The 12,661-nt window shown below is 35.5% G+C and carries 13 protein-coding genes; all 13 read right to left on the bottom strand.

Features of this window, described 5'->3' with window-relative positions:
* Positions 1–2: 2 nt before the first annotated feature.
* Positions 3–425, bottom strand: coding sequence for a SufE family protein (locus GMA17_RS11915; RefSeq protein ID WP_248400663.1), 423 nt, complete (start codon positions 423–425; stop codon positions 3–5).
* Between the two features lie 50 nt (positions 426–475).
* The gene (locus tag GMA17_RS11910; RefSeq protein WP_248396466.1) at positions 476–1,201 is read right to left on the bottom strand and encodes an META domain-containing protein; all 726 of its coding nucleotides are present in this window, start codon (positions 1,199–1,201) and stop codon (positions 476–478) included.
* A 114-nt stretch (positions 1,202–1,315) separates the two neighbouring features.
* Entirely contained in the window at positions 1,316–1,639 is a 324-nt protein-coding gene (locus GMA17_RS11905) for a DUF4377 domain-containing protein (RefSeq protein WP_248396464.1), read from the bottom strand.
* A gap of 12 nt (positions 1,640–1,651) precedes the next feature.
* Positions 1,652–2,866 (bottom strand): aminotransferase class V-fold PLP-dependent enzyme, encoded by a 1,215-nt coding sequence (locus tag GMA17_RS11900; protein WP_248396462.1) that lies wholly within the window; start codon positions 2,864–2,866, stop codon positions 1,652–1,654.
* A 136-nt stretch (positions 2,867–3,002) separates the two neighbouring features.
* On the bottom strand, positions 3,003–4,316 hold the full coding sequence (sufD, locus tag GMA17_RS11895; RefSeq protein WP_248396460.1) for a Fe-S cluster assembly protein SufD: 1,314 nt from the start codon (positions 4,314–4,316) through the stop codon (positions 3,003–3,005).
* A 152-nt stretch (positions 4,317–4,468) separates the two neighbouring features.
* Complete coding sequence (sufC, locus tag GMA17_RS11890) at positions 4,469–5,221, bottom strand: Fe-S cluster assembly ATPase SufC (protein WP_248396458.1); 753 nt, start codon at positions 5,219–5,221, stop codon at positions 4,469–4,471.
* 1 nt (position 5,222) lies between these two features.
* On the bottom strand, positions 5,223–5,654 hold the full coding sequence (locus tag GMA17_RS11885) for a hypothetical protein (protein WP_248396456.1): 432 nt from the start codon (positions 5,652–5,654) through the stop codon (positions 5,223–5,225).
* Positions 5,655–5,686: 32 nt separating this feature from the next.
* Positions 5,687–7,135 (bottom strand): Fe-S cluster assembly protein SufB, encoded by a 1,449-nt coding sequence (sufB, locus tag GMA17_RS11880; protein WP_248396454.1) that lies wholly within the window; start codon positions 7,133–7,135, stop codon positions 5,687–5,689.
* A gap of 50 nt (positions 7,136–7,185) precedes the next feature.
* Complete coding sequence (locus GMA17_RS11875; protein ID WP_248396452.1) at positions 7,186–7,515, bottom strand: iron-sulfur cluster assembly accessory protein; 330 nt, start codon at positions 7,513–7,515, stop codon at positions 7,186–7,188.
* Between the two features lie 182 nt (positions 7,516–7,697).
* Positions 7,698–8,768: a cytochrome-c peroxidase gene (locus tag GMA17_RS11870; RefSeq protein ID WP_248396450.1), complete on the bottom strand. Its 1,071-nt coding sequence runs from the start codon at positions 8,766–8,768 to the stop codon at positions 7,698–7,700.
* Positions 8,769–8,778: 10 nt separating this feature from the next.
* A complete protein-coding gene (locus GMA17_RS11865) occupies positions 8,779–9,549 on the bottom strand; it encodes an MbnP family protein (RefSeq protein ID WP_248396448.1) in 771 nt (256 codons plus the stop codon).
* The gene (locus GMA17_RS11860) at positions 9,546–10,871 is read right to left on the bottom strand and encodes a hypothetical protein (RefSeq protein WP_248396446.1); all 1,326 of its coding nucleotides are present in this window, start codon (positions 10,869–10,871) and stop codon (positions 9,546–9,548) included. The genes GMA17_RS11865 and GMA17_RS11860 overlap by 4 nt, the downstream gene beginning before the upstream one ends.
* Before the next feature lie 7 nt (positions 10,872–10,878).
* Complete coding sequence (locus tag GMA17_RS11855) at positions 10,879–12,366, bottom strand: choice-of-anchor B family protein (protein WP_248396443.1); 1,488 nt, start codon at positions 12,364–12,366, stop codon at positions 10,879–10,881.
* Positions 12,367–12,661: the final 295 nt, after the last annotated feature.

Here is a 12,661-nt window from a genome sequence, read left to right as displayed (position 1 = left end):
AATTAATTAAGCTGTGTTTGATACGCTATGGCGTACATTTTTAACTGTTTTATCATACTTACTAAACCGTTGGCGCGCGTTGGTGATAAATGGTCTTTCAAGCCAATATCATCAATAAAAGCTGTATTTGCGTCTATTATATCTTTTGGTGCTTGATTTGAAAATGCACGAATTAGAATAGCAATAATACCTTTGGTGATAATAGCATCACTATCTGCTGTGAAAACAATTTTATTATCTACCAAATCTGCATGCACCCAAACTTTACTTTGACACCCTGATATAAGGTTGTCGTCGGTTTTATATTGTGCATCAATTAAAGGTAAATCTTTCCCTAAATCAATCATGTATTGATAGCGTTCCTCCCAATCCTCAAACATAGAGAATTCGTCTATAATTTCGTTTTGTATGTCTTCAATTTCCATCGTCATAATTTTATACAAAAATACAATAAGTAAAGCAGCTATTCAATTATTTACTGCTTTTCAGTATGGGTAATTAATTCTGAAACTAGTGCTTCAATGGCTTTTGGAGGGTTGCCAGCATCAAAAGTTGGCGTACGGTAGTTTGAGCCATTTTTCGTGATTTTTAAAGTGGCTCCAGCTGCACCATCATACTGATGTGCTTTGGAAGGTGGCTCCAACGTTTCAAGCGCCTCTAAATTTAAATCGGCAATTTTGTTGTTAAGTGCCGTTATTTCGGTTTCTGAAAGCGATTTAATTTGCATTTTAGAAGTTCGGTCTTTTTGAAATGATATACTTTTATTTTCATAAGTAATCATTAAATAATAACCACGAGAAACTGCCATATATTCTACCTGATATTCTTTTTGATCACTCATTTTTTCGGTGTTTGAAGTTTCTGATTTATTCATGGTTATTAAAACGGCCCCTTCTTTATTATAAAAAGAAATTACACCGTTATTTTCTGAAAAACGAATGGTTTCATGTAATGCTTTTAGAACGTGTTGTTCAATTTTATTTGCTTCTGGACGACACATTTTTCGCGTGCTTGCTAATGGTCCAAATTCCAAACCAGAACCCGTAGATGAATAACTGCCGGAAAACTGATTGCAACCTGAAAAACCTGTAACCATATTAGTTTCTAGGTTAAACATAATGTTAAGATTTTCATCAATTAAGGCGTTTTCTCCCACAGCTATAATACTATAATTACCGGATAAAGGTGTTTGTTTATTCATAGCAGAGGCGTTTTTACTATTCCCACAGGAAACTATAAAAAGGCAGGTGACAAGTAAGCTGATATATTTCATAATGGTTGTTTTTTATATCTTTATTACAAAAAGAAAGCCAAACTAGTCAATTGCTGTAGTTGATTTCTCTAAAATTTCGACCAAGGTGTATTTAATGCTAGAGGCGTCTGCAGGTGGATTAGCCATGGTTTCTTTAGAAACGCTTAATTTATAATAATAACCAGTTTCGAAAGTGAAACCTTCTATTTGTCCATAATAAAATGTCCAATCGTCTTGACTGTTAAATTTTATCTGCATACATTTTTGCGGGCTTACACCAACACAATCTACTTGCTCATTGGCAATATACATGATTGTGGCATCTGTATGGCTGCAAGAAAATGTGATTAAAACAATAAGCCCAAATAGTATGTTTTCTAATTTCATAGCTTCGGATATTTATGATAACATCATTTGTGCTTTTTTAACACCTGTAATTAAAGCATCTACTTCAGCTTTTGTGTTGTAAAAAGCAAAGGATGCTCTAACTGTTCCGGGAATATTATAAAAGTTCATAATAGGTTGCGCACAATGGTGACCAGTACGAACTGCAATACCCATTTTATCTAATAGTGTACCAATATCATAGGGATGAATTCCTTCCAAATTAAAGGAAATAACCGAGGTTTTATTTTTGGCAGTCCCATAAATTTTTAGACCTTCTATTTTTAATAGTTCGGTTGTTGCATATTCTAACAATTCATGTTCATATCTAGCAATAGCATTAAAACCAATGTTGTTCATGTAGTCAATGGCTGATCCAAAAGCAATGCCACCACAAATATTGGGTGTTCCGGCTTCAAATTTATGCGGCAAATCCGCATAGGTTGTTTTTTCAAACGTTACTTCGGCAATCATTTCACCACCACCTTGATAAGGAGGTAATTTGTTAAGCCAATCTTCTTTTCCATATAAAAAACCAACGCCTGTTGGTCCGCACATTTTATGAGCTGAAGCTACATAGAAATCAACATCCAAGGCTTGCATATCGGCTTTTATATGTGGGCAAGCTTGTGCGCCATCTACTAAAACGGCTGCACCAACTTGATGTGCTTTTCTAGTAATTTCTTCTATTGGATTGATGGTTCCTAATGCATTTGAAATGTGATTTACAAATACAAGTTTGGTGTTTTTAGACAGCAACGTACCATAATCATCCATAATTAATTCGCCAGCCATATTCATAGGAATTACCTTTAAAGTGGCTCCTGTTTTTTCGCATAACATTTGCCATGGCACAATATTACTATGATGTTCTAATGCTGAAACTATAATTTCATCGTCTTTTTTTAAAAGTGATGAAAAACCATTGGCAACCAAATTAATACCATGTGTTGTTCCAGCAGTCATGATAATTTCATGGGCATGTTTGGCATTAAAATGTTTTTGAATGGTGTGTCTTCCTGCTTCGTATTTATCGGTAGCTTCTTGACTTAAGGAGTGAACGCCTCTGTGGATATTAGCGTTGTAATTGCTGTAATAGTCTACAATAACATCAATAACCTGTTGCGGTGTTTGTGATGTGGCGGCATTATCTAAGTACACTAACGGTTTACCATTTACTTGCCTTTGAAGAATGGGGAAATCTTGTCTAATTTTTTCTACGTTAAACATAGTTTTGTTTTAAATAGCCCCGATAGTAGCGGTATCCTTTTTGCGTTTTTTTGCAAAAAGATTTAGCGGATAGCGGGAAATAGCTTCAAAAAAAATAGGTATTTCCCACTACTCGTAATTTTAGATTTTAATTCAACTACAAATCGAAACCAATATTTACGCCTAATTTATTGGCAATAATTTTGGTAATACGTTCCTTTATTTCAGGGATTTTTACCGAGCTCATTACGTTATTACTAAAAGCAAACATAAGTAATGCTTTAGCTTCCTTTTCGGGAATTCCACGAGAACGCATGTAAAACATAGCGCTTTCATCCAATTGACCAATGGTACAACCGTGTGAGCATTTAACATCGTCAGCAAAAATCTCTAATTGTGGCTTGGTATTGATACTAGCTTTATCGCTCACTAGAATGTTGTTGTTGGCCTGAAACGCATTGGTTTTCTGCGCTTCTTTGTCCACAAGTACTTTTCCATTAAAAACGCCGGTTGAACTATCTGCAAAAATACCTTTATAATCTTGGTGACTTTCGCAATTTGGTTCAATATGATGCACCAATGTGTTGTGATCTACATGTTGCTTATTGCCAATAATTGTAATGCCTTTTAATGTAGAATCAATACGTTCCCCGTTTTGATAAAAATTCAGATTGTTACGCGTTAATTTTCCGCCAAACGAAAAGGTGTGTACAGAGGCATGACTTTCGCGCTTCTGATTAATGAAAGTGCTATCAATTAATGATGCATGCTCATTGTCATTTTGAATTTTATAATAATCAACAATTGCACGTTTGTTGGCGTAGATTTCCGTTACGCTATTGGTTAAAACAGGATTTTCTGTTAAACTTTGATGGCGCTCGATAATTTGCACATGCGAATTTTCATCCACCACAATTAAATTTCGAGGCTGTAACATTAAAGCCGATTCGTTTCCAGTAGCAAAATGGATAATTTGGATAGGTTTTGCAACCAATTTATTTTTTGGAATATGAATATAAGCACCTTCTTGTGAAAAAGCGGTATTTAAAGAAGTAACACTATCTTTAGTTGCTATTTTATTGAAATAATTTTCAATAATTAAGCGGTATTTAGGCTTGTTTAAAGCTGATGACATGAGACAAACATCAATACCTTCGTGTGTTGTTTCAGATAAATACGACGAATATTTTCCGTCCACAAATACAATTTTATAGGTATCAATATCATGGATAAAATATTTTTTAACATCCTGATAATCTAATGCATTTTCCTGTTTTGGAAATACGCTATAATCATGTTTTAAGACACTTTTTAATGAGGTGTACTTCCATGCCTCATCCTTTTTGCCAGGGAATCCGTTCGTTTCGAATGTTTTTATTGCTTCACTTCTAATATCATGCACTGGTGAATCGATATCAAGTCGATCTTCCAATACCATAAATGAGGATACTAATTTATCTTTTAATTCCATGTAATTCAGTTTTCAGATTTCTATTTCGTGTTCAAATAATCCTGAACTTACTAAAGAAAGCTGTTTGCTATTTTATAATTGTAAAGCGTTTTAATTGGCGGGATCAGTTGGAGTAAGCATTAGCAAACTGCGACTGAACACTACAAACTAATTTATGCGTTTACTTCTTCTTTAATCCAGTCGTAACCTTTTTCTTCAAGCTCATGGGCTAACTCTTTTCCACCTGTTTTTACAATGCGGCCTTCGTGTAATACATGAACAAAATCTGGAACAATATGATCCAATAAACGTTGGTAATGCGTAATAACTATTACGGCATTATCCTTGCTCTTAAGCTTGTTTACACCATTAGCTACAATACGTAAGGCGTCAATATCTAATCCTGAATCGGTTTCATCTAAAATAGCCAATTTAGGTTCCAGCATTGCCATTTGAAAAATTTCGTTACGTTTTTTCTCACCACCAGAAAACCCTTCGTTTAATGAACGTGATAAAAATTTTCTATCAATTTCTAGCATTTCTGCTTTCTCACGAATTAATTTCAGCATGTCTTTGGCAGGCATATCTTCAAGGCCTTTAGCTTTACGTGTTTCATTAATGGCTGTTTTAATGAAATTGGTAACGGAAACACCTGGAATTTCAACAGGGTATTGAAAGGATAAGAAAATACCTTTATGTGCGCGCTCTTCAGCGGCTAAATCATCAATGACAGCATCTCCTAAAGAAATGGTGCCATCTGTTACTTCGTATTCTTCTTTTCCTGCAATTACCGAAGCTAGTGTACTTTTACCAGATCCGTTAGGACCCATAATAGCGTGAACTTCACCTGGGTTTACTTCTAAATTGATGCCTCTTAAAATGGCTTTATCGTTAACACTTGCGTGTAAATTTGTTATTTTTAACATGTTATTTGGATTCCAATTTTACTACATTATTGGTTTCAGGGTTTGAAGCTGAAACGCTTAAAATTTCTTTTATTTCTACACGAAAAGGCCAGCCTTCTTCGTTTTCTGGTTTTGGTACTATTTTTCCACGTATGGAAACTGTGGCGTAATCTGTTGGTTCTTTTTTATAGGCTTCTGCCATTTTATTAAGTTCCATCATTTTATCGTCCATAATAACGCCATAAACTTCACGATGCGTTTGTAATACGGCTGCATCTGAATAGTAAACAAATTCACCTTTTAATAAGGTTAGTCCATCGCTTTGTTTTTTGGTACGATTGGGGCTATCCATATCAATAGCTTCTGTTTCTATAGTGGTTTCTGCGGTTTTACTATCATTTTTACAACTGATAAAAACAATAGATATTATTAAAAGTGTGGCTAGTTTTTTCATAAAATATCACTAAAAAGATTGATTATTTGATTTTATCCCACGGAACCTTCTAAACTAATTTCCAATAGTTTTTGAGCTTCTACAGCAAATTCCATTGGGAGTTTATTTAATACCTCTTTACTAAACCCATTTACTATAAGTGCAATGGCTTTTTCAGTATCTATACCACGTTGGTTGCAATAAAATATTTGGTCTTCACCAATTTTACTCGTGGTTGCTTCGTGTTCTATAATGGCCGTTTTATTTTTAGCTTCAATGTATGGGAAGGTGTGTGCGCCACATTCATTACCCATTAATAAACTATCACATTGTGAAAAATTTCGTGCATTTTCTGCTCGGGAGCTAATTTGAACTAATCCTCTATATGAGTTTTGTGAATTTCCAGCAGAAATACCTTTGGAAATAATGGTGGATTTGGTATTCTTTCCTAAATGAATCATCTTGGTTCCCGTATCTGCTTGTTGATGGTTATTTGTTACTGCTATTGAGTAAAATTCACCTACAGAATTATCACCTTTTAAAATACAACTTGGATACTTCCACGTTACAGCCGATCCTGTTTCTACCTGTGTCCAAGATATTTTAGCATTTTTCTCGCAAATTCCACGTTTGGTTACAAAGTTAAAAACACCGCCTTTGCCTTCCGCATTTCCTGGATACCAGTTTTGTACGGTTGAATATTTTATTTCGGCATCATCCAATGCAATAAGTTCTACAACGGCGGCGTGAAGTTGGTTTTCATCACGACTTGGAGCTGTACAACCTTCTAAGTAACTTACATAACTGCCTTCGTCTGCAATAACTAAGGTTCTTTCAAACTGACCTGTTCCAGCTTGGTTAATTCTGAAATAGGTTGATAATTCCATTGGACAACGAACGCCTTTTGGAATATAACAGAAAGAACCATCACTAAATACGGCTGAATTTAAAGCGGCATAAAAATTATCTTTTTGTGGAACAACGGTTCCTAAATATTTTTTGACTAATTCTGGATGCTTTTGAATGGCTTCCGAAATACTCATAAAAATTATACCTTTTTCTCCTAAAGTTTTCTTGAAGGTTGTTGCTACTGAAACCGAATCCACAACAACATCCATGGCCACGTTGGCTAATTTTTTTTGCTCATCGATAGATATGCCTAATTTTTTAAAGGTTTCCAGTAATTCTGGATCCACTTCATCTAAACTGTCATATTTAGGCTTGCTATTAGGAGCAGAATAGTAGGAGATGGCTTGAAAATCGGGTTTCTGGTAATGAACGTTTGCCCATTCAGGTTCTATCATGTCTTGCCAAACGCGAAAGGCTTCTAAACGCCATTCCGTCATCCATTCCGGCTCTTCTTTTCGTTTTGAAATAGCACGAACAACATCTTCATTCAAACCAACAGGAAATGTATCGGATTGGATATCTGTGTAGAAACCGTATTCGTATTCCTTGGTTTTTAATTCTTCTCTTAAATCGTCCTCTGTATATTTACTCATGTGTATTTTCTTTTTTAGTCCTTCCATTTGGGAAGGTTAGGATGGGATTATTATAGTGAAAAACTTTCACCACAACCACACGTTCTATTTGCATTGGGATTATTAAAAACAAAACCAGTACCATTCAATCCGCCAGAATATTCTAGGGTGGTTCCAATGAGGTATAAAAAGCTTTTTTTATCAATAATGATTTTTACACCATTATCTTCAAAAACTTTATCGCCATCAACCTGGTCTTTGTCAAATTTTAAATCGTAAGATAAACCAGAGCAGCCGCCGCTTTTTACACCAACACGTACATAGTCGGTTACCGCATTATAGCCATCTTCAGTCATTAATTCAACGACCTTCTTTTTTGCTGTTTCAGATACTTTTATCATAGTCTTAATTAGATTTACTCTAAATAGTATGCAAATATACAATATATGTCATGGATTACCATATAACCTAACATGATATTAACAGATGGAAGCATAGATAAAAATTATGCGAAATTATCTTTAATTTCTAGTGGATAATCTTGAAAAAAATATACGATTTAAACAGCAGTTCCTGTCGGCTGTTAATTTTGAAATGCTGGATTATTAATAAAGGAAGGGTCTGATAAAGTCAGTAAAAAAGCCTTTAAATCGGCTTTGTCTTGAGCAGAAAGCTGCACACCACCTTGTGCTACTTTTTTCATCAACGGATCAATGGTTGGTGAATTTTGTAAGCCTTCACTATAATGATTAATAACATCATCCAAGGTTGCAAAACGACCATCGTGCATAAATGGCCCGGTAAATGCTAAATTACGTAAGGAAGGCGATTTGAATTTGCCATTGTCAGCGGGATCTCCTGTTACGGCTCCAAGTCCCAAATCGGTAATTGTGGCATCCAAACCGTTATTATGAAACATATTATCGGTCCATAACGGGTTGTTGGGATTGCCATGACAGTGAAAGCAATCGCCTCGGGTTTCATCCATAAAAACATTTAAACCGTTGGTTTCTTGAGGTGTTAACGTAGCCTCACCTAGCAAATATTTGTCAAATTTTGAGTTGGCCGAAATGAGTGTGCGCTCAAATTGCGCTAAAGCCTTGGTAGCTTTTTCTTTGGTAATCACGCCTTCACCGAATGCATTATTAAATAGATTTGGATATTCAGGATGTTGTTGTAATCTTGTAACAACGGTTTCCCATGTATTATGCATTTCTACGGGATCCTCTACAGGAACTAACGCTTGGTGTTCCAAACTGAAAACGCGACCATCCCAAAAGAATTGTTCGTCATAATTCCAAGCTAAATTAAAGAGTGGCATGGAATTTCTGTTCCCAAGAATACCGTCAATACCTGTGCTAAATTGAGAATTATCTGAAAAGGCATTTTGTGGGCTATGGCACGTTGCACATGCTTGTGTGTTATTAGCGGACAGTAAGGGGTCAAAAAATAATTTTTTACCAAGAGCAACACCCTCCACAGTTTGCGGATTATCAATGGGAATTACAGGGTTGATTATAAATTGCGCAAATAATGGTGGAATAGCCAAAGGTTGGGCCGTTGGCTTATTAACATATTCGTTTGAATCATCTTTACTACAAGACGTAATAAAAATACAGAAAATTAAAAGTGTGTATGTTAATGCTGTTTTCATTTACAATATTTTACTGCGTGATGTTTCCAATAGAAAACACGGTATTAACATTGGCTTGCATCATTTTTTGCGCATCGTAATTTGGCATTAATGAGGTGTCAAGAACATTTAAATCCCAAGTATTTGGGTTTTTGAAAAATTCAGCAATATTCATTTTTATCTCAATGGTAGCATTATTTGTAATTGTGATTGGTGTTGGTAGCATTATTTCGGCAAAATTTTGCTCAAAAACATCTGCGCTTACACGTGCTGTGCCATTGTGAAAATTATATGGCATTGGGGTTGTGTTTACATTATACATGCCATCTAGCTGCATAAAGTGATAACCGCCACCTAGCATTTCTGGCCAATTCCAAGATGCACTATTTAAGTCGGGATAAGCACCATCTCTATTATCTGTTTCATTAAAACCCCAAATAAATTTTAAGGTGTAAGTTCCAATTGGAATTATGCTGTTGTCAGGTGAAAAATTATAGGTTGTTTCATTGGATAAATCAGTAAATTTATACCCATTTAAACTATAAATATCGCCGTTTTGATTTGTTAGTTCAAATCGTGAAACCAGATAGCGCAAACTTGTCATATTCATAATTTCACCATGCGCGTTTGTCACGGTTTCAGTTTGAATATTGCTACTATTTATAGCCGTAGCATCCCAATTATGGGTAAAATTAAATGTAATTGCAGCCTTGGTTTGGACAGGCGTTAGGAGATCGTCATTATCTTCACCACAGGAAAAAATAACAAAAGTTAACATTAATATTGAAATTGCTTTTTTCATTTTGTTCTTATTATTAATAAGTCTGTAAAACCTTTATTTTCTAATATATCACCATCTGAACTACTAGATTTCCCAACACCAATTATGGTGTTATCTTCTAACTCTATTGCGCTTAGACAAAAATCAATAGCAGAACCACCAATGGAATTTTGCTTGATAATGGAGCCATTGGCATCAATTTTTAATAACCAAGCATCATTTTGTCCCTTATTGCTGGACAAATTCCCGTCGGCACTTCTAGAACTCCCTGATATTATAAAGTTTGAATTAGTTGCTTTAGCAATGGATAATCCAGCATCAAAATCACTTCCACCAAACGTTTTTTCCCAAATAATATTTCCGGAAGGTGATATTTTTATAAGCCATAAATCTGCAGCACCTAAATTATTTGAAATATGAATATCACTACTGCGTGTGTCTCCAATAATGAGAAAATTACCATCTCCAGAATCCACTATACTGCGCGCTTCATCTATTTGAGTGCCACCAAAATTTTCTTCCCAGATTATGGTTCCTGAATTAGATATTTTCACCACCCAAAAATCATAATCACCTATATTATTAGCAATGTCAACATCATCACTATCAGAGGATCCAACAATTATGAAATCACCTTCAGTGGTTTGAATGGCATCAAACGGGGAATCGGTAAAGCTTCCGCCATAGTATTTGCTCCATTCAATGGTGCCTTCACTGTTCAGTTTTAAAGCCCAATAATCACCACCTGCGTGTTTGGAACTAGCGTTTTTAGTATTTCCAGCACCACCTGATGCTGTAACATCTAAAATACCTGTTATAAAAAACCCGCCATCTTGTGTTATTAAAATGGATTTGCCACGGTCAGCTCCTAAATAGCCATAGGATTGTTGCCATAATAAATTTCCGTTAGAATCTAGTTTTGCCAACCAGTAATCTTGTGCACCTGCATTGCTGGTTACATCGCCTTCATTACTATCACTATAACCTAAAATAGCAAAACCGCCATCTGATGTCTGAACTATATCTTCACCGCGATCATCACCCGATCCACCATAAGTTTTGGACCATTGCATGTCATGATTCGCATTAAATTTTAGCACCCAATAATCATAACTTTCATTAGTCTTATCGGCAATATCGCCATCCGAACTTTGAGTAAATCCTAAAATAGCATAGCCGCCATCCATAGTTTTGATTATGGATTGACCACTTTCATTTTTAGATCCACCTAATGTTGTTGCGGTTGTGGTGGAGTCCACAGCAGAAGCTGGGGTTGTATCATTATCTGATGAGCAACCCAGTATGAATAGTGTCGTTAATAAACTTAATATTTTTAGTTTCAAGGTGAATTTAATTTTGCTTTCTTACTATAAATAAGCCACCTTCAATATCGCTAATAATAATATTGCCACTAGCAAAATAAGGGTATACGTTCCAGGCACCATGGAAACTAGTGCTATTATTCGCTGGATAAGAATCAAAGAAGCCAACTTCGGTCATGGTGCTATTACCAATTCCGGAAATATCTACAAATCGAACGCCTGCTGTGTAATTAGCAATATAAAATGTATCGCCCTTTACATAGCCATTATGGTCAATTGCAGCTGTTGGTCCATAATAATCCATGTGAAACAACGGGTTGTCTAAATCTGTAAAATCAAAGACAATGGTTCGCGTATTACCACCAAAACTTTGTTCGTCAGTTTCATCTCCTAAAATGAAATATTGTAAATCATCCGTAAACCAACCTTGATGAGTATAGCCTATATTGGTATAGTCAATACTAGAAATAATTTGAGGATTTGCTTTGTCTGTTACATTTACTATTACAACTTCAGTTTCATTGCTTCCAATTAAAATTTCTTGACCGTTATAATCGGCATCTGGACCATTGTAGTTTAGAACTTGTGCATCATGAGAATATCCAAAAAAGCCACCTTCTTCAACAGGGCTTAACGGATTCTGAATATTAATGAATAAAGGGCCTCCCGCATAGGTTCCACTTCGGCTAGTTCCTACAATGTAGGCATAACCAGAATCTTCATTAATAACAATATTATGAGCGCTTCCAAAACCTGTATAATGGGTATCGGCTGTAAACGTTTCTGGCGGATTTGGCACATTACGCAATCGACCTAAATCAAAAACTTGCATACCATAACCACTAGCTTCACTAACAATAAAAGCGTAATCATTATACACTTTAACATCGCGCCAAATATTGCCTCTGTCACCAGGATTAGCAGAAGCTAAACGGCCTAAAAATATAGGGTTTATCGGGTCTGTAACATCCACAAATGCTGTTCCTTGTGTGGTGCCAACAAGTGCATATTCCTTACCTGTTGTGCTATCTGTCCAGCCCCAAGAATCGTTACCCTCGGCATTAGGTTCACCGATAATGTTAACGGGAATATGACTCATTAAGTCATAGCCATTACATGGGTAAGGTCCAGCCATACCATTTTCACAAGGAAATAATGGCGTAGTAGCAGGGGTGTCTTGACAGGCGTTTCCAATACCATCATTGTCATCATCCTCCTGATTTGGATTGGCTATAGTTGGACAGTTATCCTCACTGTCTGGAATACCATCGTTATCTGTGTCTATGATGATAATATCTTCACAGGCATCACCAATTCCATTGTTATTGGCGTCTTCTTGATTTGGATTTGATAATTCAGGACAATTATCTTCATTGTCGGGAATACCGTCGTTATCGGTATCTACAACAACAATTGGTTCTACAGGTTCATCATCACATGCTTGTAGCGTTGAGAAAACAAGAACGCAAATAAATAAGAGTTTGATAGTTAGGGGGAATTTAAAAAGGTGTTTCATAGGTTTTTTTGTTGCGGCTTAAAGGGTATTATACACCGCATTGAATTTTAATTATAAACGATTTTCGTGCAATTTTATTGCCTTGATTAATACTGGGTATTAAATTAAAACATGAATTATATGTCATATTTTAAATTAACTTGGACTTTACAAGGTTTCATTGTTTAATCTGAACAAAATTAACGGATTATTTAGTAAAACAGGTGGCATTAAGCTTTTTTTTGTATTAAAAATGAATTTAGTGTTTAGTCATGATCTTATTTTTTTAGATGAACATGGCTACAAATAACTCCAA

Origin of the sequence: Bizionia sp. M204 (genome assembly GCF_023205095.1) — a bacterium.
GTDB lineage: Bacteria > Bacteroidota > Bacteroidia > Flavobacteriales > Flavobacteriaceae > Algorimicrobium > Algorimicrobium hallyeonense.
Note: the sequence above shows the minus strand (reverse complement) of the source record. Positions and strands in the feature narration are given on the sequence as shown.